The sequence below is a fragment of the Pseudomonas sp. SO81 genome (assembly GCF_030374125.1).
GTDB lineage: Bacteria > Pseudomonadota > Gammaproteobacteria > Pseudomonadales > Pseudomonadaceae > Aquipseudomonas.
The window spans coordinates 1,781,031-1,806,094 of record NZ_CP126126.1; the positions used below are offsets into that span (position 1 = coordinate 1,781,031).

Below are 25,064 nucleotides of genomic sequence, written 5' to 3' on the forward strand. Positions count from 1 at the left end.
GTCAGTTATTGAAGAAGCGATAGAACTCGCGCAATTCGGCCTGGGCGTCACTGACGCTGACCTGGGTGAAACGCAGTTTCTGTTGCGCCGGACACTGCGCCAGGCGCCATTGGTCCAGCGGGTGCAGCCAGCCGAGGATGGGATAGCCGCCCATCGTCTGGCGGTCGGCCTGCAGGATGATCGGCTGGCCATCCGGCGGCACCTGGATGGCGCCACGAGCCACGCCGAGCGACCACTGCCGTTGCGGCGCCGATACCGCCTCACCCTGCAGGCGCGCACCCATGCGATCGGATTGTGGGCTGAGCTGCCAGCTCTGTTCGAAGAACGTGGCCAGCGCGGCCTCGCTGAACTCCACCGCATCGCCACCGGTGATCACCCGCAGCAGGGGCGCGGCGCGATAGTCCGGCAGATAGGGCCAGGGCACGCTGGCGGCGCAGGCGAAATGGGCCGAACCACAAGGCAGTTCATCATCGGCAGCCAGCTTGCCGCCGCGGCCATCCAGGCCACCCAGGCCCTCGCGCAACTGAGTGCTGACACTGCCCAACAGCGGCGCGGCACGAAAGCCACCCGCCACCGCCAGATAGGCACGCTGGCCGCTGCGTGCATAACCCAGGCGAATCCGCTGGCCGGCACGCACGGCGAAGCGTGACCAGCCGGGTAGCGCCCGGCCATCGACGCTCAACGGTGCATCGGCGCCGGTCAGGGCCAGCCAGGTATCCACGCGGCTGTGCAGCTCCACATCGCCCAGGGCGATCTCCAGCAGTGGCGTGCCCGGCGGATTGCACAGCAGACGATTGGCCCAGGCGGCCGCATGCAGATCCTGCGGACCACCGGGCGACACCCCGAGGTGCTGCCAGCCACGGCGCCCACCGTCCAGCAGCAGGCTCTGCGGCCCCGGACGCACCACCAGCAGGCCGCTCACCGACGCAGCTCGGCGCGGTAGCGCGCCTGGTCGATGGGCAGAAAACGCACCCTATCACCGAGCGCCAGCGGGCATGGCGGCGTGCGGGCTGCGTCGAACAGTTGCGACGGGCTCAGCCCGAGCAGATGCCAGCCACCGGGGGAGGCCTGCGGGTAGATGGCGGTCTGCCGCTCGGCGATGGCCAGGCTGCCGGCCGGTACCAGGGTACGTGGCGTGGCGCGGCGCGGCAGGGCCAGGCGCTCGTGCAACTCACCCAGATAGGCGAACCCGGGGGCGAAGCCGATGGCGCCGACCCGGTATTCGGTAGCGCTGTGCAGCTCGATCACCTGCTCCACCGACAGCCGGCAGCTGCGCGCCACTTCGGCCAGGTCCTCGCCGGCGTACCACACGGGAATCTCGTGCAGGCGCCCCGCATCGCTCACCACAGGCGCAGCCAGCCAGGCATCCAGCAGCGGCGTGAGCCGCTCGGCCAGTTGCAGATGATCGGTGCGCAGCAGGTTGTAGTGCAGCAGCAGGCTGGTCCAGCCGGGCACCAGATCGGTGAGCAACAGCCCCAGCTCATGACGAATGCGCTCGGCCAGCGCGGCGATGCGCAGCGGCAGGTCGGGCGTCGGCTGCTCGGCCAGCACCAGCAGCAGGGCTTCGGCGCCGGCAGGCTCGAGGCGGATCACAGGGCGTCCAGTTGCGCTCGCAGGCGACGCAGCAAGGCCAGCGACTCGGCGTTGTCGCCATGTACGCAGAGGCTGTCCGCTTGCAGCTGCAACGGCTTGCCATCGATATCGGCGAAGGCCTCGCCGGCGGCGATGGCCAGGGCCTGCTGGAGGATGCGTTCGGGCTGCTGGTGCACCGCGCCGGCCAGGCGCCGCGGCGCCAGCTGGCCATCGGCGAGATAGGCGCGGTCGGCAAAGGCCTCGAACAGCAGCGGCACGCCGGCCGCCTTGGCCAGACGGCGCTCGCGGGTATTGTCGGCCAGGGCCAGGACCATCAGCGGCAGGCCTTGGCGGTACGAGGCGCAGGCCGCCAGTACCGCGCCGAACAGCGCATCGTCGCGCACCAGGTCGTTGTACAGGGCGCCATGCGGCTTGACGTAGGCGACCTGGGCGCCAGCCGCGCGGCAGAAGGCCTCCAGCGCACCGAGCTGGTACAGCACCAGGGCAGTGACCTCGTCCGGCGAGCAATTCAGATGGCGGCGGCCGAAGCCCTGCAGATCGGGATAGGAAGGGTGCGCACCGATGCTCACGCCGTGCTGCACGGCCAGGGCCACGCTGCGGCGCATGATCAGCGGATCGCCGGCGTGGAAGCCGCAGGCCAGGTTGGCCTGGTCCACCAGCGGCATGGCGTGCTCGTCGTCGCCCATGCGCCAAGCGCCGTAGCTTTCGCCCATGTCGCAGTTCAGCAGTATTCGGGACATCTGCGCTCCTCCTGGAAGTCGCGCGTTATCGCGTAAATCGCCAGGCCGTGCAACTGAGCCTAGCCCAACAACGAAAAGGCCCGCACGAGGCGGGCCTTGGCGTTACCACACTGGCTTACAGGTAGAAGGCCTTCAGCGGCGGGAAGCCGTTGAATTCCACCGCGCTGTAGCTGGTGGTGTAGGCGCCGGTGGACAGCCAGTACAGGCGGTCTTCGGCGGCCAGGTTCAGCGGCAGGCCGTACTTGTAGTTCTCGTACATGATGTCGGCGCTGTCGCAGGTCGGGCCGGCGATGATGACTTCTTCCATCTCGCCCTTGCGCTCTGTCCAGATCGGGAACTTGATGGACTCGTCCATGGTTTCGATCAGGCCGCTGAACTTGCCCACGTCGGTGTAGATCCAGCGCTCCACGGCGGTACGCGACTTGCGCGCGATCAGCACCACTTCGCTGACCAGGATGCCGGCGTTGGCGATCAGCGAACGGCCCGGTTCGAGGATGATTTCCGGCAACTCGTCACCGAAGTCTTCCTTGAGGAAGCGGGTGATTTCCTCGGCGTAGGTCTCCAGATCGTTGGTGCGCTGGATGTAGTTGGCCGGGAAGCCGCCGCCCATGTTGATCATCTTCAGGGTGATGCCGTCTTCTTCCTTCAGACGCTCGAAGATCACCTTGACCTTGGCGATGGCGGCGTCCCATACGTCGATGTCGCGCTGCTGCGAGCCGACGTGGAAGGAGATGCCGTACGGCACCAGGCCCAGCTGCTTGGCCAGGATCAGCAGATCCAGGGCCATGTCCGGGTTGCAGCCGAACTTGCGGCTCAGCGGCCAGTCGGCGCTGGTCGAACCCTCGGTGAGGATACGCACGTAGACCTTGGCGCCCGGCGCGGCCTTGGCGATGTTGCGCAGGTCCGCCTCGGAATCCGTGGCGAACAGGCGCACGCCCTTCTCGAAGAAGTAACGGATGTCGCGGGCTTTCTTGATGGTGTTGCCGTAGCTGATGCGCTCCGGGCCGACGCCGGCACTCATGACCTTGTCCAGCTCGTAGATCGAGGCGATGTCGAAGTTGGAGCCCTTGTCACGCAGCAGCTCGGTGATCTCGATGGCCGGGTTGGCCTTCACCGCGTAGTAGATCTTGGCGAAGGGGAAGCAGTTGACCAGCTGATCGTAGGAATTGGAGATGGTCTGCTTGTCGATCACCACGAAGGGGGTTTCCTGCTGATCGGCAAACGCCTTCATGCGCTTGAAAGTTTCGGGTGCGAAATAGTCTTCGACCTTGATCGACATGCTCGGGACTCCAAATGGCAAAACACGTTATTGAAAGAGGGAGTGGCTCTGTATTACGAGCCGCGAACGCCTGATCAGTTTCCCCACTTTGGTTCGCCTACTTCCCAAGGCATGTCGCCGAGTTGCTGCATACAGCACCGGCGGCTCTTGCAAAATCATCATGGCTAGGCGCTTCGCCGCAGACAGTAGACCGACTACGGCAAGGCGGAGCAACAACGCCAGGGTGGTTTTGCAAGAGCCGCCGACTCTCTCGTCGTCAGTACTTGAGCCGGATGGATCGTTTCCAGCATGAGCGTTCGGGCGCGAACTTTAGGACCATGAGCCCCACAGATCAACCGAAAATTGCCGCGCTTTTGCACCCGGTTGTCGCCTGCCTGATTGACTGTTTTCGATCCTTAACAAAACGTCCGAAATGCTGCACAAAACCAGCGCCGGCGCGGCCGCGACGAAACGGAAACAGCCCCAGGCCTTTACCGGTATAATCGCCGCCTTTTTTGACACTCCGACGACCGAGTCGACAGGTTTTCCGCCATGAGCATCCAGGCCGCAGAAGTCGCCAAACGCCGCACGTTCGCGATCATTTCCCACCCCGACGCCGGTAAGACCACCATCACCGAGAAGCTGCTGCTGATGGGCAAGGCGATCGAGGTCGCAGGGACCGTGAAGTCGCGTAAATCCGACCGTCACGCCACCTCCGACTGGATGGAGATGGAGAAGCAGCGCGGCATCTCCATCACCACCTCGGTGATGCAATTCCCTTACCGGGCGCACATGGTCAACCTGCTCGACACCCCCGGCCACGAAGACTTCTCGGAAGACACCTACCGCACCCTGACCGCGGTGGACAGCGCCCTGATGGTGCTCGACGGCGGTAAGGGCGTGGAGCCACGCACCATCGCCCTGATGGAAGTCTGCCGCCTGCGGGATACTCCAATTGTGAGCTTTATCAACAAGCTGGACCGCGATATCCGCGACCCCATCGAGCTGCTCGACGAGATCGAGGCGGTGCTGAAGATCAAGGCCGCACCCATCACCTGGCCGATCGGCTGCTACCGCGACTTCAAGGGCGTCTACCACCTGGCCCAGGACAAGATCATCGTCTACACGCCGGGCCACGGCCACGAGCGCACCGAGCAGAAGATCATCGACAAGCTGGACTCGGACGAGGCCCGCGCCCACCTGGGCGACCTCTACGAGCGCTTCCTCGACGAGCTGGAGCTGGTCCAAGGTGCCTGCCACGAGTTCGACCAGGCCGCCTTCCTCAAGGGCGAGATGACCCCGGTGTTCTTCGGCACCGCGCTGGGCAACTTCGGCGTCGACCAGGTCCTCGACTGCATCGTCGACTGGGCGCCCAAGCCGCTGTCGCGCGCCGCTCATGAGCGCGTGGTGGAGCCGGTGGAAGAGAAGTTCAGCGGCTTCGTGTTCAAGATCCAGGCGAACATGGACCCGAAACACCGCGACCGCATCGCCTTCATGCGCATCTGCTCAGGCAAATACGAGAAGGGCATGAAGATGCGCCACGTGCGGATCAAGAAGGATCTGAAGATCGCCGACGCCCTGACCTTCTTCTCCAGCGAGCGCGAGCAGTTGGAAGAGGCCTACGCCGGCGACATCATCGGCCTGCACAACCACGGCACCATCCAGATCGGCGACACCTTCACCGAGGGCGAGGCCCTGGGCTTCACCGGTATCCCGCACTTCGCCCCGGAGCTGTTCCGCCGCGTGCGCCTGAAGGACCCGCTGAAATCCAAGCAGCTGCGCCAGGGCCTGCAGGAGCTGGCCGAGGAAGGCGCCACCCAGGTGTTCTTCCCCGAGCGCAACAACGACATCATCCTCGGCGCCGTCGGTGTGCTGCAGTTCGATGTGGTCGCCAGCCGCCTGAAGGAGGAATACAAGGTCGAGTGCGCCTACGAGGCGATCACCGTCTGGTCGGCCCGCTGGATCGAGTGCAGCGACGAGAAAAAGCTCAAGGAGTTCAAGGACAAGGCCTTCGAGAATCTGGCCGTGGACGGCGGCGGGCACCTCACCTACCTGGCGCCGACCCGGGTCAACCTGAGCCTGATGGAAGAGCGCTGGCCGGACATCCAGTTCCGCGCCACTCGCGAGCACCACTGACAGACAAACGCCCCGGCCAAGACCGGGGCGTTTTGTTTCTACAGGGCGCCTTTGTGTAGGAGCGAGCTCTGCTCACGAAGCTTTTGCACAGAGCCATTCGCGAGCAGAGCTCGCTCCTACTGGGGTGAGGGGAAACGGCGAGTGGCCTGCATCATCCCTCACCCCGCCCCTCTCGCTGAGGGAGAGGGGAGAACGCCTACACGCTCGCCTGCAGTAACGCCCGCACCTTGGCCGCCGAAAGCTTTTGCAGGCCGCACAGGTAGCCGTGGTCGGCGCGGATATCGTGGCGCTCCCACAGCAACTCCTGCAGGTGCAGCGTCAGGTTGGCCGCCATCTCCGCATCGGCCAGCGCGCGGTGGGCCTGGCCAGTGCTGGGCAGGCCGACCCAGCGGTTGAGATTGCCCAGGCTGTGGCTCGGCGCCTCCGGCAGCAGACGGCGCGACAGCAGCAGCGAACAGGCGAAATCACGACCACGGCGGCGGCCGACCAGGCCCAGCTCGGCATCCCAGAACTTCGAGTCGAACGCCGCGTTGTGCGCCAGCATAGGGGCATCGCCGACGAACTCGGCGACTTCCGCCATCACCTCGGCCACCGGCGGCGCGCTGCGCACCATGGCGTTGCTGATGCCGGTGAGCTGTTCGATGAAGGGCGGCACCCAGGCGCCGGCATTCATCAGGCTCTGGTAACGGGCGACGATGCGCCCGTCCTCGATCATGGCCACGCCGATCTCGGTCGGTCGCGCGCCCTGGGCCGGCGACATGCCGGTGGTTTCGAAGTCGATCACGGCGATGCGTTCTGGCATCGGTCTTCCTCAGTTCTTCAGCGATTCAGCTTTTCAACAGCAGGGCGCCCTCGACCGGCACGAAGCGGTCGGCGGCGCAAATCAGAGAATGGGCGGTGAGCCCGGCCACGCCGTACACGGTGCTGGCAACGCCCCGGCGCTCACGCACCCTCTGCAGCAGCAGGTCGAAGTCACCGTCGCCGGAGGCCAGCACCACCTCGTCCACCCGCTCGGCGGCCTCCATCACATCCAGGGTGATGCCCACGTCCCAGTCGCCCTTGGCCGAGCCATCGCTGCGCTGGATATAGGGCTTGAGCAGCACCTCGAAACCGAGGTTGCGCAGGATCTGCTGGAACTGGCGCTGCTTGGCGTCGCCACGGTCGATGGCATAGGCGCGCGCCTCGACTATCTCACCCCCGGCCGCCACCTGGCGCCACAGCTCGGCGTAGTGGAAGTGGCAACCATGGGCCTGGCGCACGGTGTAATAGAGGTTCTGCACATCGGCGAACAGGGCGATTCTTTTCACGAGACAGGGCCGGACGAAAGGAGCGGCATTATGCGCTATTGGCCAGCATGTTCGTCGCCCCCGGCCATCGGCTAAAGTGACTTCATGAAGTACTGCCGCGATGCCTGCCGATGAACCCGTTGACCGTTCTGCGTGACTCCTTCCAGTTCTTCAGCCGCCACCTGGCCAGCATCGCGCCGCTGTGCCTGCCGCTGATCGCTGCCGAATGCCTGGTGCGCGCGCTGGTCTCCGGGCTTACCGACCCCAGCCACGCGCCGGCCTACGAACTGCTGGTCGGTCTGTTCTTCTACCCGCTGTACAGCGCCGCGCTGATCCTCTTCCTCGACGCCCGCAGCCAGGGCCAGCGCCCGGCGGTACGCAACCTGCTGGCCGCCGCCCTGCCGCTGTGGCCGGCGTTCGCCGTGCTGGCCGGGCTGAGTACCCTGCTGATCATGCTCAGCGGCGCGCTGCTGTTGCCCCTGGCGCTGTGGGTGATGGTCAAGCTGGCGTTCGCTGAGTACCTGCTGGTGCTGCGCGGGTTGTCGCCGCTGCAGGCGATGCGCGAGAGCTTCCTGCTCAGCATCGGCCACTTCTGGTCGCTGCTGGCCTGCGTGCTGCTGGTGATAGTGCCACTGTGGCTGCTGGACGACTGGACCCTGCAGCTGCTCGGCGAGCAGCCCGACGCGGTCGGCAGCCTGCTGCTGGACGTGGTCAACGGCTTCCTCCAGCTGTTCTCCAGCGTGGTGCTGTTCCGCTGCTACATGCTGTGCAGCCAGCGACCGACCGAAGACAGCCACAGTAGCTGACTCGTCCGACAGAAAACCGAGAGATCAGCTGCTAGGCTTGGGCGTCCGACTTACCAGGGAAGAATCCTCATGTCCGAACAGAACCCCAGCATCCTCTCCCACGTGTCCATCGGCACCAACCGGTTCGACAGGGCCGTGGCCTTCTACGACAAGGTGATGCCCACTCTCGGCTGCAAGCGCGTTCTCGAACACCCCGGCGCCGTGGCCTGGGGCCGCGAGTACCCGGAGTTCTGGGTGCAGACACCGATCGATGGCAAGCCGGCCAATGTCGGCAACGGCACCCACTTCGGCTTCGTCGCCCCGGATAAGCAGGCGGTGCACGCCTTCTACGAGGCGGCACTGGAAGCCGGCGCCAGCCCGGACGGCCCGCCCGGCCCGCGCCCGCACTATGGCGAGCCCTACTACGGCTGCTTCGTTCGCGATCTGGACGGGCACAAGATCGAGGCGGCCTACTGGGACACGGAGCTGGTCTACGAGCTGTACGTCGAGCCGCATAGCCACTAGCGCCAGTTCAGCGGTACCGCCGGGCTGCTTAGGAAAAGCCGTCTCAGCGGTACCGCTGAGCGGCACGCTCCATCCAGCCGTCCTGCAGCAGCTGCTGCAGGGTGCGGGCCAGCAGCCCGCGCTCCGCCGCGCCACGACCGCCGCGCGCCAGGCCGACGTACAGGCGGGTCTGGGCCGGCGGCAGATAGGCGAGCTTGACCAACTGCCGGGACAGCATCGGGTCACGTAGCTGGAAGTCCACCTGGCAGTCAGTGCCGATCATCAGCTCGACCCGCCCGCGCAGCTGCATCTGCAGCAGCTGCTCCTCGTTCTTCACGCCGATCTTGGTCAGCGCCGCATCCGAGTCGAACGGTTCGAAATAGGCCGACTGCAGCACATAGCCGATGCGCATGCCGCCCAGCTGGGCGTAGTCGCCGATGGCCGCGCGCTCCGGGGCGCCGTACAGGCGCGGCGCGCAGGCGTGGTAGGTGGGTTCCAGATAGTCGATGTACTGCTCGCGCTCGGGCGTGCGCGCCAGGCCGGTCATCAGGTCGGCCTGGCCGCGGCGCATGTCCTCCAGCGCCCGCGCCCAGGGCTGCAGGCGCACCTCGAAGCGCAGACCGGTGCGCCGCTGCAGCTCGTCCAGCAGGTCGATATCCAGGCCTTCCAGCCGGCCGCCGGCACCCTGCATGCGGAACGGCGGCCAGTAGTCGGTGACCACGCGCAAAGGCTCGCCCGCCTGCTGCGCCGAGACGCAGCCGCTGAACAGCAACAGGACGAGCGCGCGCCGCATCATCTAGCGCACCGACTGGAGCGAGATAGCGCACTCGGACTGCAAGGCGAATGGCTGGTACATATGTTCTCCCATTTCCGTCTGGCATGGTAACTCGACATGGCGCCGCTGCGCTCAGCATAGCTCGCGAGCCAGCCAGGCCGCGGCCTCGCGAGCCATGCAGACAGTTGTCTCGAGGCGCTGGACAAAGCCTGCGGCTGCCGCCATGCTCGGGGCCAGAACGAACAACAAGACGGCCCCCGAGCCGCGCGGTAGACGATGCGCAGAACCCTCTTCCCTGCCCTGCTGGCATGGCTCTGTTGTGCTGGCGCCCTGGCGCAGAACGCGCCCGATCCGACGGTCACCGTCGGCTTTTACGAATTCCCCCCCTATTCCTGGACCGATGACGACGGCAAGCCGCGCGGCTCGATCCTCGCCTTGACCGAACGCCTGTTGCGCCATGCCGGCTACCGCGGCGAATACCGCTCGCTGCCCGGCGCGCGTCTGTATGCCGGACTGCAGGATGGCAGCGTGCAACTGTGGGCCGGCGCCGGCGGCAAGACCGAGCTGGTCGGCCATACCTACGAGGCCAGGCACAGCATGGGCGACCTCAGCCTGGCGCTGTATCACCGCCAGGACACACCGCCGCCGCAGATTCCCGAAGGCCTGCGCGGCAAGGGCATCATCGTCATCACCGGCTACAGCTACTGGAAACAGGTCAACGACCTGCTCGCCGACCCGGCCATGGGCATCAGCACCCACCGCACCAGCACCCATGCCTCGGCCCTGGAGATGCTGCTGCGCAAGCGCGGCGACTACCTGCTCGACTACCAGGCACCGGTGGAGCAGACGCGCAAAGCCCTGGGCCTGTCGCCGCTGCCCTTCACCGTGCTGCAACACATCCAGCTGCGCCTGATCGCCTCGCGCCATGCCGCCGGCGGCCAGCAGTTGCTGGACCAGCTGGATCGCGCCTTCGAAGAGCTGCAGGCCGCCGGCGAGAAGATGCAGGTCGACTAGGTGCCGCGCGGCTTGGCCCGTGCCGTGGGCTCCGCCACCAGCGGGTCATCCGGCCAGTAGTGCTTGGGGTAGCGGCCCTTCAGATCCTTCTTCACCTCGGCATAGGTATTGGCCCAGAAGCTGGCCAGGTCCTGGGTCACCTGCACCGGGCGCCGTGCCGGTGACAGCAGGTGCAGCAGCACGCCCTGGCGGCCACCGGCGATGCGCGGGGTGGCGGCCAGGCCGAACAGCTCCTGCAGACGCACCGCCAGCACCGGCGGCGACGCGGAGTAATCGATGGCGATGCGCGAGCCGGACGGCACTTGCAGGTGCCTCGGCGCCAGTTCGTCGAGGCGCTGTGGCAGCGGCCAGGGCAACAGGCCGGCAAGCATGGCCGGCAGGTCGAGATTGGCGAAGTGGCTGAGGCGGCTGACCTTGCCCAGGTACGGCAGCAGCCAGTCTTCCAGCGTCGCCAGCAGCGCGGCGTCACTCAGGTCCGGCCATTCGCTGTCGCCCTTTTGCTGTAGGTCCAGACCGCGCAGCAGCGTCACGCGCGCCTGCCACTGGCGCAGCTCGGGCGTCCACGACAGCAGCTCCAGACCCTTGCGCCGTACCAGACCGAGCAGCGCGCGGCCACGGGCGGCCTCGTCCAGGCCGGTCAGCGCCTCGCGGCTGAGCACCAGCTCGCCGACCCGACGCTGGCGCTCGGCGCGCAGCACGCCCTCGCGCTCGTCCCACTCCAGCTCCTCGCGCACGCTCACCTGTTCGGCCAGCACCGAGTCGAACAGCGCCGGGTCGAGGTCGGCGGCCAGGTAGATGCGCTCGTCGCGCTGGCCCTGGCGGCTGCCGAGGTCGGCGATCACCAGCCACTCGTGCTTCATCAGCGCGTCCGGCTCGCCGAACAGCGCGGCGCGGCCGTTGGCCAGGCGGTAGTCGCCGCCACCCTTGCCGCGCTGGCGGGCGACCCGGTCCGGGTAGGCGAAGGCCAGCAGCGCACCGAGCCAGCGTGGATGCTCGGGATCGGCCACCGCATCAATGGCCTTGCCGCGTAGATAGCCGCGGAACTGCCGGGCCAGCTGGCGCGCGCGCTGCACGCCGCCACGGGAGCCACCGGCGGCGCGCGATTCGCCGGCCAGCAGCGCCATGCGGCTGTGCAGGTCGGCGCCGCCGCCACGCAGGATATCGCGCTCGCCGAGCAGCGCAGCCAGGTCCGCCGCCAGCGCGTCGAGGCCCAGGGCCTGGCCTCGCAGCAGCAGGTGGGCGATGCGTGGATGGGCAGGCAGTTCGGCCATGGCCTGGCCGTGGGCATTCAGCGCGCCGCGCTCGTCCAGCGCACCGAGGCGCGCCAGCAGGTCGCGGCCCTGGGCGAAGGCGGCGGCCGGTGGCAGGTCGAGCCAGGCCAGCTCGGCAGGCTCGACGCCCCAGCGCGCCAGCTGCAGGGCCAGGCCGGCCAGGTCGGCCTGGAGGATTTCCGCCGCGCCGTAGGCGGCCAGCTGCTCGTGCTGGGTCTGCGACCACAGGCGATAGCACACGCCCGGCTCCAGGCGCCCCGCGCGGCCGGCGCGCTGGGTGGCCGAGGCGCGGGAGATGCGCTGGGTGTCCAGGCGGGTCATGCCGCTGGCCGGATCGAAGCGCGGCACCCGCGCCAGCCCCGCGTCCACCACCACGCGCACGCCGTCGATGGTCAGGCTGGTCTCGGCGATATTGGTGGCGAGCACCACCTTGCGCTTGCCGGCCGGTGCCGGCTCGATGGCGGCGCGCTGGGCGCTCAGCTCCAGCTCGCCGTGCAGCGGACAGAGCAGCACCTCCGGGCGCTGGCCCAGGCTTTCTTCGAGCTGCTCATGCACCCGGCGGATCTCGGCCTGACCGGGGAGGAATACCAGCAGGCTGCCCGGACCATCGGCCAGGGCCTGCAGCACCGTCTGCACCACCCGCGGCTCGATGCGCTCGCCCGGCTGCCAGGGCGCGCCCCAGCGCATCTCCACCGGATGCATGCGGCCCTCGCTGGACACCACCGGCGCGTCACCGAGCAGTGCGGAGAGGCGCTCGCCCTCCAGGGTCGCCGACATCAGCAGCACCTTGAGCGGTGGCTCATCGCGCAGCAGCTCGCGGCCGTTGAGGGTCAGCGCCAGGGCCAGGTCGGAATCCAGACTCCGTTCATGGAACTCATCGAAAATCACCAGGCCGACGCCATCCAGCGCCGGGTCGTCCTGCAGGCGGCGGGCGAGAATGCCCTCAGTGACCACCTCAATGCGGGTATTGGGGCCGACCTTGCTGTCCAGGCGGATGCGGTAACCCACCGTCTCGCCGACCTTCTCGCCCAGCTCGCTGGCCAGGCGTTCGGCCGCGGCCCGTGCGGCCAGGCGCCGCGGTTCGAGCATGAGGATGCTCTGCCCGGCCAGCCAGGGCTCATCGAGCAGCGCCAGCGGCACGCGGGTCGTCTTGCCGGCGCCGGGCGGCGCCTCCAGCACGGCCTCGTGGCGCTGGGCCAGGGCGGCGCGCAGGGCGGGCAAAACATCGTCGATGGGCAGGCGGTTCATGGGCTCTCCGAAAACAGCCGGCGATTATAGGGCCTGTTCCCGCTTCACTCGCCAAACGCGTTGCTGTGCGGTCCGCAGCAAGGGGCCGCGAATGACGCGGAAACAACACCTGGTCGAACCGAAGCGCAGTGCCGGGCATCCAACTGCAATGACGGCCTTGGTATAGTGCCGCACCATTTCCAGGAGGTGCCCATGCGCATGCATTCCCGCGTTATCGGCGGCGTTCTCGCCGCGACCCTGCTGACCCAACTGTCCGCCTGCGGCACGCTGTTCTTCCCCGACCGCCGTGGCCAGATCGAAGGCCAGGTCGACCCGGTGGTGGTCGGCCTGGATGCCATCGGCATCCTGTTCTACGTGATCCCCGGGCTGATCGCCTTCGGCATCGACTTCGCCACCGGCGCCATCTACCTGCCCAACGACCAGTACTCGGTGGCGCCCGAGAAACTGCGCGAGGCCATCGGCGCGGACGGCAAGGTCGACCAGATCAAGCTCAAGGCCATCCTCCATCGCGAGATCGGCCGCGACCTGCCGCTGGACGACCCGCGCCTGATTCAGCACAACGGTAGCGTCGAGCAACTGGCCGCCTACGGCCTGCGTCCGGCCGCCTGATGCACGGGGCGCCCGCCGCTCGGCGGCGGCGCCCCTTCCCCTCGCACAGATCATGACCATCGCACCACAGCACGCCCGCCTGCTGCGCCAGGCCACGGCTGCGGCCCTGGCCACCGCGCTGCTGCTGGCGTGCGCCAAGGCCGTGGCCTGGTGGCTGAGCGGCTCGATCAGCCTGCTGGCCGGCCTGACCGACTCGCTGCTGGATGGCGCCGCCTCGCTGCTCAACCTGATCGCCGTGCACTACGCCCTGCGCCCGGCCGACGAGGATCATCGCTACGGCCACGGCAAGGCCGAGGCGTTGGCCGGTCTGGCCCAGGCGCTGTTCGTCGGCGCCAGCGCCGTGCTGGTGGCGCTGCAGGCCTGGCAGCGCCTGCAGCATCCGGAGCCGCTCGGCGCCCAGGCGCTGGGTATCGTGGTGATGCTGCTGTCGCTGGGCCTGACCGGCGCCCTGCTACTGTTCCAGCGCCATGTGGTGCGCGTCACCGGCTCCACGGCGATCCGCGCCGACTCGCTGCACTACCGCTCCGACCTGCTGCTCAACAGCGGCATCCTGCTCGCCCTGGTGCTGGCGGCCTATGGCCGGCAGCAGCTGGACGCGCTGTTCGGCCTGGGTATCGCCGCCTACATCCTGTGGAGCGCCATCAGCATCGTGCGCGAGGCGGTGGCGGTACTGATGGACGAGGAGCTGGCGCCCGACGTCAGCGAACGCATGCACGCGCTGGCCTGCGCCGTGCCCGGCGTGCTCGGCGCCCATGACCTGCGCACGCGCATCTCCGGCACCCGCTGGTTCGTCCAGCTGCACCTGGAGCTGCCGGGCGAGCTCAGCCTAAGGCAGGCGCACAGCCTCTGCGTGCTGGTCGAGCAGGCGATCCGCGCCGAGTTTCCCCGCGCCGAGGTGCTGGTGCACGCCGACCCGAGCGAAGTCGTCGCCCGCTGACGGCCTGGGAATCAGCGGCGTCAGGCCGAGCAGCAGAAGCAGGCAGATATCGGTGATCACTATGGTCTTGCGCATCGCCATGGCGTCCCTGAACGTGTGGCCGCCAGTCTCCCCGATCGCCGCGCCGGGCGGGGTAAAGCCTGGTAAAGAGCACGCGGAAAGCGGTAAAGAAATCGACTAGAGCAATTGCTCTAATTTCTCTAGACTGCCGGCACAACAACAAGACGAGGTGCCGCATGACCCTTTCCCCCTCCGCCATCGCCCTGCTCGGCCTGGTTGCCTGGCCGCTGCTGCTGATGTTCCTGATCATCAACCAGCGCGGCCTGTTCGTGCTCAGCGGCAGAGTGAAGGTCAACGCCTTCGCCCCGGACGGCAGCAACACGCCCAGCGCGTTCGGCCAGCGCCTGGTGCGGGCCCACGCCAACAGCCTGGAGAACCTGCCGCTGCAGGCCGCCGTGCTGCTGTACGCGATGCACGCCGGGCAGACCGCGATCACCGACCCGCTGGCCTGCGTGCTACTCGGCGCGCGCCTGTTCCAGTCGGTCATGCATTTGATCAGCACCAGCGTGCCGTTCGTCTGGCTGCGCTTCGCCGGCCTGTTGGTGCAGATGCTGGTTCTGGCCTGGTGTCTGCTGCAACTGGCTGGCCTGGTCTGATCCCGCACACAGCCGCTCGCGCAGGATCGGCGCGAGCAGCTGCTCCCACGCCCGGTAGCCACCGGCGTTGAGGTGCAGGCCGTCGCCCCGATAGCTGCGCCCATCGAGAACGGCCTGCACATCCAGATACTGCCAACCCTGCTCTCGCGCCCAGGCGCGCAGCTGCTCGTTCAGGCGGGCGACCTGCCGGTTGAGCGCCTGGTGATGCTCATGCAGCGGCGTCACCCGCAGTGTGGATTGCAGCAGCGGAGTCACGCCCTGCGCCTGCAGGCGCAACAGAATTTCCTGGTAGTTGGCCAGCAGGCGCTCGTCGCTCACGCCATGGCGCAGGTCGTTGATGCCGATCATCAGCAGCGCCCGCTCGGCACCGGCGGCCTCCACCAGGTGCAGGTGGCGCAGCAGGTCGCCACTCTGCGCCCCGGACACCGCTAGGTTCAGCGGTGCCATGCAGCCGCGGCCGGCGCTCCAGGCGTGGCCGGCACTGATCGAGTCGCCCAGCAGCACCAGCGGCGCGCGGCGGGTGGATTGGCCCAGGGCGACGAAGGCCGCCTCCACCCGCTCCTCGCGAGTAGTTTTCGCAGGTGGCCGCTCGCCGGCCCGCAGCGCCAGCCAGCAGGCGCACAGCAGGGCGAAGGCCCATAACAGCAGGCCGGCGCGGCGGCGCAGATCATCGCTAAGGTGCATGGGTCGATCTTGCCGCAGCACAAAGAAAAGGGGGAGGCCTCGCGGCCTCCCCCCTAGAACTGCTTGTCCGGCACTGGCAATCGTGTCGCCGCTTTCCTCGCCCGCCTGGTTGAGCGGTGCGGACCCGGGGGCCTGCACGATCCGGTAGGACCGCCGGCGCCGCGACACCTGATTGGGCGCCGCGGTTGGACATAACGTCCGGGCCATGAAACTGAGGGAAAGCTTAACCAGCACAACGCGCCAAGTGATTGCGAAGATTGCTCACCAGCATATCACTTGCGCAATAATCGCTCACCGAGAGATGATTCAGCGCAATCCGAATACAAAGAAGCCGCACAATGAACAAACTGGACCGCTACGATCTGCGCATCCTCGCCGAACTGCAGCGCGACGCGCGCATCTCCAACCAGGAGCTGGCCGAGCGCATCGGCCTGTCACCCTCGCCCTGCTCGCGGCGGGTCAAGCAGCTGGAAGACGACGGCTACATCGCCCGCCAGGTGGCGCTGCTGGACCGCAAGAAGCTCGGCCTGTCGCTGACCGCCTTCGTGCTGATCGGCATGGACCGCCACACCCCGGAGCGCTTCGAGCACTTCCAGTCGGTGATCCGCCAGTGCCCCGAGGTGCTGGAGTGCAGCCTGGTGACCGGGATGGATGCCGACTATCAGCTCAAGGTGGTGGTGCCGGACATGGACCACTACCAGAAATTCCTGCTCGGCCAGCTGACTCGCATCGAGGGCGTGACCAGCGTGCGCTCCAGCTTCGTGCTCAACCAGGTGCTGTCCAGCACCGAGCTGCCGCTGGAACACCTGCGCGGCTGAACGCCGCAGGGCCGGCTGGCGTCTACTGCGGACAGCGACGGCGCGCGTATAATCGCCGCCCCGTCGAAGTCCCAGTCATACCCGCGAGGCCAGCATGGAAACCGAACAGTTCGAAGCCCTGATGATGTACGTCCTGGTGGGCGGACTGATGGTGTTCATGTTCTTCATCATCTGGGACCTGGCGAAGAAGTCCAAGGCCGGTCGCCTCGGCACCGCCATCCTGTTCCTCGGCCTGGGCCTGTGCCTGTTCGCCTTCCTGGCCAAGCCGCTGATCACCTACCTCATCGAGATGAGCCGCGGCATCCACGGCTAAGCGCTCTACAACTGCGGCGGCAGATCCTTCCACTCGCCCGGCTGCAGCCCCTCCAGGCTCCACGGGCCGATGCGCACCCGCACCAGGCGCAGGGTCGGCAAGCCGACCGCAGCAGTCATGCGCCGCACCTGGCGGTTGCGCCCCTCGCGGATCACCAGCTCCAGCCAGGCGGTCGGCACGCTCTTGCGAAAACGCACCGGCGGATTGCGCTCCCACAGCTGCGGCTCATCCAGCCGGCGCGCCTCGGCCGGCAGGGTCGGACCGTCGTTGAGCTGCACGCCCTCGCGCAGCTGGCGCAGCTGCTCCTCGCTCGGCTCGCCCTCCACCTGCACCCAGTAGGTCTTGGCCAGCTTGTGCCTGGGGTCGGCGATGCGCGCCTGCAGGCGGCCGTCGTTGGTCAGCAGCAGCAGGCCTTCGCTGTCGCGATCCAGGCGTCCGGCCGGGTAGACGCCGGGTACCGCGACGAAGTCCTTGAGGGTGGCGCGGCCCTGCTCGTCGTTGAACTGGGTGAGCACGTCGAACGGCTTGTTCAGCACGATCAGCCGCGGCTCGGCCGGCGGCGCCTTGGCCACCCGCCGCGCGGGAGCGGGGCCGGGACGGCGTGGGGCGGGAGAACGGGGCGGGCGGGGCATGCGGGTTCCGGGGCGGTTGCAGAGCGCGCAGTGTAACCGAGCATCATCAGGATCGCTGATGATGGCCCAATCGTCCGCTCGTCGGGCTAAGCTGCTCCCATCGAATCGACTGCAGAGGATTCCGCCATGAGCAACGAACTCGCCACCTTCACCGGCTGGGCCGCCACCGCGCCGGGCGCGCCGCTCGAACGTCACAGCTACGACCCGGGCCCGCTGGGCGCCGAGGAAGTCGAGGTGGCGGTGGAGTACTGCGGCATCTGCCACTCCGACCAGTCGATGATCGACAACGAATGGGGCAACGCCCGCTACCCGTTTATCCCCGGCCATGAAGTGGTCGGTACCGTGGTGCGTGTCGGTGATCAGGTACGCGGCCTCAAGCTCGGCCAGCGGGTGGGCATCGGCTGGTACAAGGGCAGCTGCATGCACTGCGGCTCGTGCATGGAAGGCTCGCACCAGCTGTGCCGCACGGTGAAGCCGACCATCGTCGGCAGTCACGGCGGCTTTGCCGATCGCCTGCGCTCGCACTGGGCCTGGGCTGTGCCGTTGCCGGAAGGCCTCGACCCGGCGCTGGTCGGCCCGCTGTTCTGCGCCGGTTCCACGGTATTCTCGCCGCTGCTGGACTTCGACGTGAAGCCCACCGACCGGGTCGGCGTGGTCGGCATCGGCGGCCTCGGCCATCTGGCCCTGGGCTTCCTCAACGCCTGGGGCTGCGACGTCACCGCCTTCACCTCGTCGCTGAGCAAGCAGGACGAGGCCAAGCGCCTGGGCGCGCACAAGGTGGTGGCGTCCACCGACAGCGCCGCGATGAAGGCCATCGCCGGCACCCTCGACTTCCTGCTGGTCACCGCCAGCGCCGACCTGGACTGGAACGCCCTGCTCGCCACCCTGCGCGGCAAGGGCCGCCTGCACTTCGTCGGCATCGTGCCGAGCGCCATCCCGGTGCATGTGTTCAGCCTGATACCACAGCAGAAGAGCCTGTCCGGCTCGCCGGTGGGTTCGCCGAAGACCATGGCGACCATGCTCGAGTTCTGCGCTCGTCATCAGATCCTGCCGCAGGTGGAGCACTTCCCCATGAGCCAGGTGAACGCCGCGCTCGACCACCTGCGCGCCGGCAAGGCGCGCTACCGAGTGGTGCTGGACGCCAGCAAATGACCGACCTGTTCCATTGGCGGCGCAACGCCGCCTGGCATCTGGGCGCGGTGGACGGCACCGACCGCCCGCGCCTGCTGGAGGTGTGGGAGGCGGCGGTACGCGCCACCCACCACTTCCTCGCCGAGGAGGACATCCAGTTCTACCGGCGCATGCTCGGCGAGCAGTATTTCGACCTGGTGCGCCTGACCTGCCTGCGCGACGAACAGGGCCGCGTGCAGGGCTTTTCCGGCACCGCCGAGGACCGCCTGGAAATGCTCTTCGTCGACCCTATCGCCCATGGCCGCGGCTTCGGCAAGGCGCTGCTGCACCACGCCATCGACCACGACGGCGTACGCCTGGTCGACGTCAACGAGCAGAACCCCGGCGCCGTGGCCTTCTACCTCAGCCAGGGCTTCGAGCAGATCGGCCGTTCGCCCCTGGATGGCGCCGACCGCCCCTTCCCGCTGCTGCATCTGCGCCTGCGCGAAAGCGCCTGATTGGCACTAGGGTGTACTCGCCGCAGGCAGTGCACCATGGCGCGCAGAGCTCGCCGGGGCCTCGTAGCAGTTGGCCCCCATCCACTCACTACTCGATCAGCGGAACGGCGGCTCGTCGAAGCTGCGCAGCTTGCGCGAGTGCAGCGAGTCGAGCTGGCAGCGCAGCAGGTCGAGGGCGGCGATGCCGATCGACAGGTGCTGGCTGACCGCGCGCTGGTAGAAACCGGTGGCCGAGCCAGGCAGCTTGATCTCGCTGTGCAGCGGCTTGTCCGACACGCACAGCAGGGTGCCGTAGGGCACCCGCAGGCGATAGCCCTGCGCGGCGATGGTGCCGCTCTCCATGTCCACCGCCACCGCGCGGGCCAGGTTGATCAGCGGCCGCTCGTGGGCCCAGTGCAGCTCCCAGTTGCGGTCGTCGTAGGTGAGCACGGTGCCGGTGCGCAGGCGCTTCTTCAGGGTCTCGCCCTTCTCCCCGGTGACGGTCGCGGCCGCCTCCTGCAGAGCCTGCTGTACCTCGGCCAGGGCCGGGATCGGGATATGCGGCGGCAGCACCCGGTCGAGGATGCCATCGCGGCGCATATAGGCGTGGGCCAGCACGTAGTCACCGATGGTCTGCGACTGCCGCAGGCCACCGCAGTGGCCGATCATCAACCAGCAGTGCGGACGCAGCACGGCCAGGTGATCGGTGATGTTCTTGGCGTTGGACGGGCCGACGCCGATGTTGACCAGGGTAATGCCGTGACCGTCGTTGGCGATCAGGTGGTAGGCCGGCATCTGATAGCGATGCCAGACCACCGCGTCGGCCACCGCCTGGGCATCCTCCTCGGAGGTGCCGCGCTCGATGATCACGTTGCCCGGCAACACCATGCGCTGGAAGCGCGGGTTGTCGCGCAGCTGTTCCAGGCCATGGCGGATGAATTGGTCGACATAGCGGTGGTAGTTGGTCAGCAGGATCCACGGCTGCACATGGCGCCAGTCGCTGCCGGTGTAGTGCTGGATGCGCTTGAGCGAGAAGTCGGTGCGCGCCGCGTCGAACAGCGCCAGCGGCAGGTCATTGCTGTCGCCCCAGCCATACAGGCCGTCGGCCACCGAGTCGGTGGCGGCGGACAGGTCGGTGCTGGGGAACACCCGCGCCAGTTCGGCGGCGCTGACCCCGGTGCCGGCCAGCTCGTCACCCTGCTCGACCACGTAGGGATAGGGAATGTTCTGCTGGCTGAAACCCACTTCGACGGTGACCGAGAAGTCCTCCATCAGCGGCCGCAGCTGGTCCAGCAGGTAGCCACGGAATGCCTCCGGCTGGGTCACGGTGGCACGGTAGGTGCCCGGCACCTGGACCTTGGCGTAGGCGCGCACGGTGCTCGGCACCTCGCCCTGGCACAGGTAGGTCAGGCGCAGCTCCGGGTAGCGGAACAGCGCGCGCTCGGCCTGGCTCGGCACGCTGCGCTCCTTGAGGTAGTTCCTCAGTGCCTGGCTCAGCCCGCCGGTGGCCTGGCGGTGCAGGTCGGCGAGGCGCTCGACGGCCTCCTCGGCGGTGGCGGCGACGACGAAATCGGTATGCGGCATGGCAGTCACGGGTCAGCTTCCTGGCTGGGATCACGGCCCTATCTTGCGCCTTGCGACGGTCGCCTCGCCAGCCTCGCTTGGTCGACGCCCGGCGGCAGGGCAAGGCCACCGAGAACCATCTAGGCTCTTCTCATCCACCCCGAGGAGAGCCACAGTGCGCGCCCTGTCGATCTGCTGTCTGCTCATCTGCGTAGCCGGCCACAGCCTGGCCGCCGAGCTGGATGGCCTGTACCAGGCCACCGTCGACAACCAGCCCACCGAACTGGTCCTGCGCAGCCAGGGCCAGCAGGTCGAGGGCGAATACCGGGAGGGACCGCACCTGCGCCTCAAGCTCAGCGGCAGCTTCGACGGCCAGGCGCTGCAGGCGCAGATCAGCGACCCGACTTCCGGCCAGGCGCTGGCCAACATGAACGGCAACTATGCCAACGGCATGCTCGCCACCAGCCTGGCCGCCCGCGACCCGCGCAGCGGCGAGACGCTGGTGCGCGAGGCCATGTTCCAGCGCGTGGGACCGGCACCCGCGCCGCCCGACCCGAACCAGGATGCCGCCCTGGTCGGCACCTGGATCTACGAGCAGATGACCAACAGCGAGGGCCTGGAATTCGCCTCGATGACCACCGTCACCACCCTGCGCATCCGCGCCGACGGCAGCATCGACCAGTGGCGCCGCAGCGTGGCCGGCGGCAGCGAGTGGAGCTACGACCGCCCCGGCGAGCTGCAGTACAGCGGGCGCTGGCGCAGCGACAAGGGCCTGCTGCTGGTGCAGCTGAAAGGCACCACCGACTACCAGCCGGCGGCGCGCTACCACTTCAGCACGCCGTACCTGGTCACCGAGAGCAACACCGGCAAGATGATCTGGCAGCGCCGCTAGGCGCGCGCCCAAACGACTGCGCCGCCAGCATGGAACCCGCCGCCACGCGAGATGACGCCCGACCGCTCACGCGCCTCCGGGCGAACACCGCGTCATGCCCGGCATCTGGTCGTGGCGCTACGGCCTGCGCTCCACCCTCTATGCCAAGGACCAATGGCCAGCCTGCGGTGATTTAGGGCATAACTGGGATGACGGCCGGGGGGACGTCACAGCATGATCAATCAGCTACCACGCTGGGTGGAAATCGGCGGCTTCTGCCTGGCCCTGATTGCCGGCAGCGTCAATGCCATCGCCCTGCTCGGCTTCAACCATCAGGGTGTGTCGCATCTATCCGGCAGCTCCAGCCTGCTCGGCGTGGAACTGGCCCAGGGCGCGCCGGGCGAAGCACTGCACCTGCTGCTGATTCTGCTCAGTTTCGTGCTCGGCGCCGCCATCAGCGGCTGCGTGATCGGCAACCAGTCGCTCAAGCTCGGCCGCCGCTACAGCGTCGCCCTGCTGGCCGAGAGCCTGGCCCTGCTGCTGGCGATGCTGATGCTGGAGCGCGGCAGCGACCTCGGCCACTACCTGGCCTCGGCCGCCTGCGGCCTGCAGAACGCCATGACCAGCACCTACAGCGGCGCAGTGGTGCGCACCACCCACGTCACCGGGCTGTTCACCGACCTCGGCATCATGCTCGGCCTCAAGCTGCGCGGGCAGCCGGCGGACCGCCGACGCATCCTGCTGTACCTGATCCTGATCGGCGGCTTTATCGGCGGCGGCGTGCTCGGCGCCCTCGGCTATGCCGGATGGCACTACCGCGCCCTGCTCGGCCCCGCGGCGCTGGCCGCCCTGCTGGCACTGATCTACCTGATCTACTGGCGGCGCCAGCAGGCCCGCTAAGTCAGGCAGGCAGGTCGACCACGGCCATGGTCACGTTGGCCTTGCTGTACAGGCGCCGCTCGCCGTTCTCGTAGCCGAATACCTCGGACTCGACCACCGTGGCCTGGCGTCCGGCCTTGAGCACTTCGGCGCGACACAGCAGGCGTTCGCTGCGCGCCGGGCGCAACAGGTTGACCTTGAACTCCAGGGTCAGCACGGTGCTGCCGTCCACCAGCACGGTGGCGGCCGCGCCACCGGCGGAATGATCGGCCAGCGTGGTCTGCACCCCGGCGTGGATAAAGCCGTTCTGCTGCAGGTGGCGCGGCAGGATGTCCAGCTCGGCCTCGACCCAGCCCGGGCCACAGTCGAGCAGGCGGATACCCAGGTCCTGAATGAAGTTGGCGGCGGCGAAGCCCTGTTCGACCAGCTCGCGGTAACGCGGATGGGCCTGCATGGAGGATTCCTTTTCAAGGGACGCCCGCGACCGGATGGCCGCGGGGCACTGCACGGTCAGACCAGGTGCGGCATGCTGCGTGCCACCAGCGCCTCGACATCAGCCCCACGCGGCAGGGTGCCGTAGACACGACCATGACCACCCAGGCGGCTGGCGATAAAGGCGTCGGAGACGGTGGCGTTGCCGGCCTCCAGCAGCAGCTTGGCCTGCAGGGCCACGGCCACGTCCTCGGTCAGCTGGCGGGCGCGGTACTGGATCTCGGCGGTGTCGCGGAAGTCCGCCTGCAGCTTGCCGATATGCGCCTTCAGGCGTGCATCGCCGTGGCCGTCGCCCAGCTCGGCGAACAGCGCGTCGAGCACGCCGGCCTCCTTGGACAGGGCGCGCAGCACGTCCAGGCACTGCACGTTGCCCGAGCCTTCCCAGATCGAGTTGACCGGCGCCTCGCGGTACAGCCTTGGGAGGATGGTTTCCTCGACATAGCCGGCGCCGCCCATGCATTCCTGGGCCTCGTTGATCATCGCGGGGGCGCGTTTGCAGATCCAGTACTTGCCGATGGCCGTGACCAGGCGGGCGAACTTGTCTTCCTGCTCGTCGTGCGGGTTGTCCAGGGCCTTGCCCATGCGCATGGTCAGGGCCAGGGCCGCCTCGCTTTCCAGGGCCAGGTCGGCCAGCACGTTCTGCATCAGCGGCTGTTCGGCCAGCACCCGGCCGCCGACCTTGCGGTGCGCGCAGTGGTGGGCGGCCTGGGTCAGGGCCTGACGCATCAGGCTGCTGGAGCCGATCATGCAGTCGAAACGGGTCAGCGAGACCATCTCGATGATGGTCGGCACGCCGCGGCCCTCCTCGCCGACCATCCAGGCCAGGGCGCCACGGAACTCCACCTCGCTGGAGGCGTTGGCCCAGTTGCCCAGCTTGTTCTTCAGGCGCTGGATGTAGAACTGGTTGCGCGTGCCGTCCGGGCGATGACGCGGCAGCAGGAAGCAGGAGAGGCCCTTGTCGGTGTAGGCCAGGGTGAGGAAGGCGTCACACATCGGCGCCGAGCAGAACCATTTGTGGCCGACCAGCTCGTAGGCCTGTCCCGGTCCGGGGATGCCCACCGGATGGGCCTTGGTGGTATTGGCGCGCACGTCCGTGCCGCCCTGCTTCTCGGTCATGGCCATGCCGATGGTGACGCCGGCCTTGTGCTCGATGCCGACATTGCGCGGGTCGTATTCGGTGGCGAGGATCTTCGGCAGCCAGATCTCGGCCAGCTCAGGCTGCAGCTTGAGCGCCGGCACGGCGGCGTAGGTCATGGTCAGCGGGCAGGCGTTGCCGGCCTCCGGCTGGTTGTGCAGGTAGTTGAGCGCGGCGCGGGCGACCTGGGCACCTTCGCGCGGGTCGGTCCAGGGCAGCGACGGGATGCCGTGCTCGACCGCCGTGCGCATCAGCTCATGGTAGGCCGGGTGGAATTCCACCAGGTCGACGCGGTTGCCGTAGCGGTCATGGCTCTTGAACACCGGCTTGTTCTCGTTGGCCAGGAAGCCGGCCTGCATCAGCGGGCCGCCGGCCAGGGCGCCGTAGACGTGCAGCTTGTCCTCGGCCCAGCCGCCACCGAAGCGCCGGGTCCATTCCTGCAGCGGCAGGTCGACGCGGTACAGGTTGGCGCCGTCCAGCGACGGCACCTGGTTGAACACCTCATGGGTTTCGGCGAATTCGTGCAGGGACATTTCAGGACTCCGAGGCGCCGACGGCGCGCAGGCAGAAGGTGACCAGGGTTTGGCTGACGGTGGCCAGGTCAGGCGCCGGCAGACCGGCGTCGCGGGCCGCGCGGGCCGGCGGGGAGAGCGGGCCGACCAGGGCCTCGGCAATGGCGCCGACCAGGCAGGCGGCCACCAGATTGACCTGCGCCACGCGGAACTCGCCGCTGCGCACGCCCTCCTCGAGCAGGTCGACGAACAGTTCAGCATAGGCCTCGCGGAACAGCAGGCGCTGCTCGTCCACTTCCGGCTCCACCGGCTCAGCGATCAGGGCGAAGGCCAGCTGCCGACTGTGCCAGGCACGCGCGGCGAATTGTTCCAGACCGGCGGCCAGGCGCCGAGTGGCGCTACCGGGGCCACGCAGGACCTCGGCCAGGGCATCCACCTCGATGCGGCAGGCATCGCTGAACACTTCCGCGGCCAGTTCGCCCTTGCCGCTGAAATGCCGATAGAGGCTGCCGGTGGCAATGCCCACGTCCTCGGCCAGGGCCTGCATGGTCAGGCTGGCGAAACCGCCCTCGGCGACCCGATCGTGGGCGCAGACGAGGATGCGTTCGCGCAGTTCCTGGGCGCGGTCGATACGGGCGGCGGTGGTGCGATAGACCATGATCTGAATCCATGTTCATGAATTCAGATCAGTGAATCACGATTCACTTCTTGAGGAAAACGACGATTCGGCCAAATTGCAGCTGGCT

At 67.9% G+C, this 25,064-nt stretch carries 26 protein-coding genes and 1 pseudogene; 13 read left to right on the forward strand and 14 right to left on the reverse strand.

Features of this window, described 5'->3' with window-relative positions; translation table 11 throughout:
• Position 1: 1 nt before the first annotated feature.
• The 4 genes from OH686_RS08590 to OH686_RS08605 all read right to left on the reverse strand — a co-directional run bounded on the left by OH686_RS08590 (position 2) and on the right by OH686_RS08605 (position 3,612).
• Complete coding sequence (locus OH686_RS08590) at positions 2–922, reverse strand: 5-oxoprolinase subunit C family protein (protein ID WP_289537755.1); 921 nt, start codon at positions 920–922, stop codon at positions 2–4.
• Positions 919–1,593, reverse strand: a complete 675-nt coding sequence (gene pxpB, locus OH686_RS08595) for a 5-oxoprolinase subunit PxpB (RefSeq protein ID WP_289537757.1) — start codon at positions 1,591–1,593, stop codon at positions 919–921. The genes OH686_RS08590 and pxpB overlap by 4 nt, the downstream gene beginning before the upstream one ends.
• Positions 1,590–2,333, reverse strand: a complete 744-nt coding sequence (locus OH686_RS08600; protein ID WP_289537759.1) for a 5-oxoprolinase subunit PxpA — start codon at positions 2,331–2,333, stop codon at positions 1,590–1,592. Before OH686_RS08600 ends, pxpB begins: the two co-directional genes overlap by 4 nt.
• A 115-nt stretch (positions 2,334–2,448) precedes the next feature.
• Positions 2,449–3,612 carry a type III PLP-dependent enzyme gene (locus OH686_RS08605; protein ID WP_289537761.1) on the reverse strand — a complete coding sequence of 388 codons (1,164 nt, stop codon included), beginning with the start codon at positions 3,610–3,612 and terminating at the stop codon, positions 2,449–2,451.
• Positions 3,613–4,143: 531 nt separating this feature from the next.
• On the opposite strand from OH686_RS08605, the gene OH686_RS08610 reads away from it, so the two are divergent.
• Positions 4,144–5,727 (forward strand): peptide chain release factor 3, encoded by a 1,584-nt coding sequence (locus tag OH686_RS08610; RefSeq protein ID WP_289537762.1) that lies wholly within the window; start codon positions 4,144–4,146, stop codon positions 5,725–5,727.
• Positions 5,728–5,923: 196 nt separating this feature from the next.
• Here OH686_RS08610 and OH686_RS08615 read toward each other — a convergent pair whose 3' ends face one another.
• Entirely contained in the window at positions 5,924–6,529 is a 606-nt protein-coding gene (locus OH686_RS08615) for a 3'-5' exonuclease (RefSeq protein WP_289537764.1), read from the reverse strand.
• A gap of 25 nt (positions 6,530–6,554) precedes the next feature.
• Positions 6,555–7,034 (reverse strand): NYN domain-containing protein, encoded by a 480-nt coding sequence (locus tag OH686_RS08620; RefSeq protein WP_289537766.1) that lies wholly within the window; start codon positions 7,032–7,034, stop codon positions 6,555–6,557.
• Between the two features lie 110 nt (positions 7,035–7,144).
• Here OH686_RS08620 and OH686_RS08625 point away from each other — a divergent pair, with 110 nt between their 5' ends.
• Both OH686_RS08625 and OH686_RS08630 read left to right on the forward strand, forming a co-directional pair.
• The gene (locus OH686_RS08625) at positions 7,145–7,819 is read left to right on the forward strand and encodes a YciC family protein (protein WP_289537768.1); all 675 of its coding nucleotides are present in this window, start codon (positions 7,145–7,147) and stop codon (positions 7,817–7,819) included.
• 69 nt (positions 7,820–7,888) lie between these two features.
• Positions 7,889–8,323: a VOC family protein gene (locus OH686_RS08630; protein WP_289537770.1), complete on the forward strand. Its 435-nt coding sequence runs from the start codon at positions 7,889–7,891 to the stop codon at positions 8,321–8,323.
• 43 nt (positions 8,324–8,366) lie between these two features.
• On the opposite strand, the gene OH686_RS08635 is transcribed toward OH686_RS08630, so the two are convergent.
• Complete coding sequence (locus OH686_RS08635) at positions 8,367–9,098, reverse strand: substrate-binding periplasmic protein (protein ID WP_289537772.1); 732 nt, start codon at positions 9,096–9,098, stop codon at positions 8,367–8,369.
• A 255-nt stretch (positions 9,099–9,353) separates the two neighbouring features.
• Between OH686_RS08635 and OH686_RS08640 the strand changes: the two genes are divergently transcribed.
• A complete protein-coding gene (locus OH686_RS08640; protein WP_289537774.1) occupies positions 9,354–10,091 on the forward strand; it encodes a substrate-binding periplasmic protein in 738 nt (245 codons plus the stop codon).
• Here OH686_RS08640 and hrpB read toward each other — a convergent pair.
• Positions 10,088–12,610: an ATP-dependent helicase HrpB gene (gene hrpB / locus OH686_RS08645; protein ID WP_289537776.1), complete on the reverse strand. Its 2,523-nt coding sequence runs from the start codon at positions 12,608–12,610 to the stop codon at positions 10,088–10,090. The genes OH686_RS08640 and hrpB overlap by 4 nt on opposite strands.
• 192 nt (positions 12,611–12,802) lie before the next feature.
• Between hrpB and pmcY the strand changes: the two genes are divergently transcribed.
• The 3 genes from pmcY to OH686_RS08660 all read left to right on the forward strand — a co-directional run bounded on the left by pmcY (position 12,803) and on the right by OH686_RS08660 (position 14,812).
• Positions 12,803–13,219, forward strand: a complete 417-nt coding sequence (gene pmcY, locus OH686_RS08650; RefSeq protein ID WP_289537778.1) for a periplasmic Zn2+ metallochaperone PmcY — start codon at positions 12,803–12,805, stop codon at positions 13,217–13,219.
• A gap of 52 nt (positions 13,220–13,271) precedes the next feature.
• Positions 13,272–14,156, forward strand: coding sequence for a cation diffusion facilitator family transporter (locus tag OH686_RS08655; RefSeq protein ID WP_289537780.1), 885 nt, complete (start codon positions 13,272–13,274; stop codon positions 14,154–14,156).
• Between the two features lie 236 nt (positions 14,157–14,392).
• Complete coding sequence (locus tag OH686_RS08660) at positions 14,393–14,812, forward strand: MAPEG family protein (protein WP_289537782.1); 420 nt, start codon at positions 14,393–14,395, stop codon at positions 14,810–14,812.
• Between the two features lie 57 nt (positions 14,813–14,869).
• Here the strand turns inward: OH686_RS08660 and OH686_RS08665 are convergent.
• Positions 14,870–15,703, reverse strand: a pseudogene (locus OH686_RS08665) (GDSL-type esterase/lipase family protein); the annotation flags it as partial.
• A gap of 131 nt (positions 15,704–15,834) precedes the next feature.
• Here OH686_RS08665 and OH686_RS08670 point away from each other — a divergent pair.
• Both OH686_RS08670 and OH686_RS08675 read left to right on the forward strand, forming a co-directional pair.
• A complete protein-coding gene (locus OH686_RS08670; protein ID WP_043308345.1) occupies positions 15,835–16,314 on the forward strand; it encodes an Lrp/AsnC family transcriptional regulator in 480 nt (159 codons plus the stop codon).
• Between the two features lie 94 nt (positions 16,315–16,408).
• Entirely contained in the window at positions 16,409–16,627 is a 219-nt protein-coding gene (locus OH686_RS08675; protein ID WP_137975006.1) for a DUF2788 domain-containing protein, read from the forward strand.
• Between the two features lie 5 nt (positions 16,628–16,632).
• On the opposite strand, the gene OH686_RS08680 is transcribed toward OH686_RS08675, so the two are convergent.
• Positions 16,633–17,199 (reverse strand): pseudouridine synthase, encoded by a 567-nt coding sequence (locus OH686_RS08680; RefSeq protein ID WP_289538885.1) that lies wholly within the window; start codon positions 17,197–17,199, stop codon positions 16,633–16,635.
• Between the two features lie 186 nt (positions 17,200–17,385).
• Here OH686_RS08680 and ahr point away from each other — a divergent pair, with 186 nt between their 5' ends.
• The gene (gene ahr / locus OH686_RS08685; protein ID WP_137975014.1) at positions 17,386–18,411 is read left to right on the forward strand and encodes an NADPH-dependent aldehyde reductase Ahr; all 1,026 of its coding nucleotides are present in this window, start codon (positions 17,386–17,388) and stop codon (positions 18,409–18,411) included.
• Positions 18,408–18,887, forward strand: coding sequence for a GNAT family N-acetyltransferase (locus OH686_RS08690; protein WP_289537786.1), 480 nt, complete (start codon positions 18,408–18,410; stop codon positions 18,885–18,887). The genes ahr and OH686_RS08690 overlap by 4 nt, the downstream gene beginning before the upstream one ends.
• A 96-nt stretch (positions 18,888–18,983) precedes the next feature.
• On the opposite strand, the gene amn is transcribed toward OH686_RS08690, so the two are convergent.
• Positions 18,984–20,450: an AMP nucleosidase gene (gene amn / locus OH686_RS08695; RefSeq protein WP_289537788.1), complete on the reverse strand. Its 1,467-nt coding sequence runs from the start codon at positions 20,448–20,450 to the stop codon at positions 18,984–18,986.
• Positions 20,451–20,604: 154 nt separating this feature from the next.
• Here amn and OH686_RS08700 point away from each other — a divergent pair, with 154 nt between their 5' ends.
• Together OH686_RS08700 and OH686_RS08705 are read left to right on the forward strand one after the other, a co-directional pair.
• The gene (locus OH686_RS08700; RefSeq protein ID WP_289537790.1) at positions 20,605–21,321 is read left to right on the forward strand and encodes a hypothetical protein; all 717 of its coding nucleotides are present in this window, start codon (positions 20,605–20,607) and stop codon (positions 21,319–21,321) included.
• Positions 21,322–21,534: 213 nt separating this feature from the next.
• A complete protein-coding gene (locus tag OH686_RS08705) occupies positions 21,535–22,200 on the forward strand; it encodes a YoaK family protein (protein WP_289537792.1) in 666 nt (221 codons plus the stop codon).
• 1 nt (position 22,201) lies between these two features.
• On the opposite strand, the gene OH686_RS08710 is transcribed toward OH686_RS08705, so the two are convergent.
• From OH686_RS08710 to OH686_RS08720, 3 genes are read right to left on the reverse strand one after another with little or no spacing between them, the layout of a single operon-like run.
• On the reverse strand, positions 22,202–22,633 hold the full coding sequence (locus OH686_RS08710) for a PaaI family thioesterase (RefSeq protein ID WP_289537794.1): 432 nt from the start codon (positions 22,631–22,633) through the stop codon (positions 22,202–22,204).
• A 56-nt stretch (positions 22,634–22,689) separates the two neighbouring features.
• Positions 22,690–24,339: an acyl-CoA dehydrogenase family protein gene (locus OH686_RS08715; protein ID WP_289537796.1), complete on the reverse strand. Its 1,650-nt coding sequence runs from the start codon at positions 24,337–24,339 to the stop codon at positions 22,690–22,692.
• 1 nt (position 24,340) lies between these two features.
• Positions 24,341–24,976, reverse strand: a complete 636-nt coding sequence (locus tag OH686_RS08720; protein WP_289537798.1) for a TetR/AcrR family transcriptional regulator — start codon at positions 24,974–24,976, stop codon at positions 24,341–24,343.
• Positions 24,977–25,064: the final 88 nt, after the last annotated feature.

Bases quoted from the DNA above. Each gene is read 5' to 3' on its own strand.
- pmcY (WP_289537778.1), top strand. From the start codon at position 12,803: ATGCGCATGCATTCCCGCGTTATCGGCGGCGTTCTCGCCGCGACCCTG.
- OH686_RS08710 (WP_289537794.1), bottom strand. From the start codon at position 22,633: ATGCAGGCCCATCCGCGTTACCGCGAGCTGGTCGAACAGGGCTTCGCC.
- OH686_RS08720 (WP_289537798.1), bottom strand. From the start codon at position 24,976: ATGGTCTATCGCACCACCGCCGCCCGTATCGACCGCGCCCAGGAACTG.
- OH686_RS08675 (WP_137975006.1), top strand. From the start codon at position 16,409: ATGGAAACCGAACAGTTCGAAGCCCTGATGATGTACGTCCTGGTGGGC.
- OH686_RS08625 (WP_289537768.1), top strand. From the start codon at position 7,145: ATGAACCCGTTGACCGTTCTGCGTGACTCCTTCCAGTTCTTCAGCCGC.
- hrpB (WP_289537776.1), bottom strand. From the start codon at position 12,610: ATGAACCGCCTGCCCATCGACGATGTTTTGCCCGCCCTGCGCGCCGCC.
- OH686_RS08635 (WP_289537772.1), bottom strand. From the start codon at position 9,098: ATGATGCGGCGCGCGCTCGTCCTGTTGCTGTTCAGCGGCTGCGTCTCG.
- amn (WP_289537788.1), bottom strand. From the start codon at position 20,450: ATGCCGCATACCGATTTCGTCGTCGCCGCCACCGCCGAGGAGGCCGTC.
- OH686_RS08610 (WP_289537762.1), top strand. From the start codon at position 4,144: ATGAGCATCCAGGCCGCAGAAGTCGCCAAACGCCGCACGTTCGCGATC.
- OH686_RS08660 (WP_289537782.1), top strand. From the start codon at position 14,393: ATGACCCTTTCCCCCTCCGCCATCGCCCTGCTCGGCCTGGTTGCCTGG.
- OH686_RS08670 (WP_043308345.1), top strand. From the start codon at position 15,835: ATGAACAAACTGGACCGCTACGATCTGCGCATCCTCGCCGAACTGCAG.
- OH686_RS08615 (WP_289537764.1), bottom strand. From the start codon at position 6,529: ATGCCAGAACGCATCGCCGTGATCGACTTCGAAACCACCGGCATGTCG.
- OH686_RS08655 (WP_289537780.1), top strand. From the start codon at position 13,272: ATGACCATCGCACCACAGCACGCCCGCCTGCTGCGCCAGGCCACGGCT.
- OH686_RS08600 (WP_289537759.1), bottom strand. From the start codon at position 2,333: ATGTCCCGAATACTGCTGAACTGCGACATGGGCGAAAGCTACGGCGCT.
- OH686_RS08690 (WP_289537786.1), top strand. From the start codon at position 18,408: ATGACCGACCTGTTCCATTGGCGGCGCAACGCCGCCTGGCATCTGGGC.
- OH686_RS08605 (WP_289537761.1), bottom strand. From the start codon at position 3,612: ATGTCGATCAAGGTCGAAGACTATTTCGCACCCGAAACTTTCAAGCGC.
- OH686_RS08640 (WP_289537774.1), top strand. From the start codon at position 9,354: ATGCGCAGAACCCTCTTCCCTGCCCTGCTGGCATGGCTCTGTTGTGCT.
- OH686_RS08715 (WP_289537796.1), bottom strand. From the start codon at position 24,339: ATGTCCCTGCACGAATTCGCCGAAACCCATGAGGTGTTCAACCAGGTG.
- OH686_RS08630 (WP_289537770.1), top strand. From the start codon at position 7,889: ATGTCCGAACAGAACCCCAGCATCCTCTCCCACGTGTCCATCGGCACC.
- OH686_RS08705 (WP_289537792.1), top strand. From the start codon at position 21,535: ATGATCAATCAGCTACCACGCTGGGTGGAAATCGGCGGCTTCTGCCTG.
- ahr (WP_137975014.1), top strand. From the start codon at position 17,386: ATGAGCAACGAACTCGCCACCTTCACCGGCTGGGCCGCCACCGCGCCG.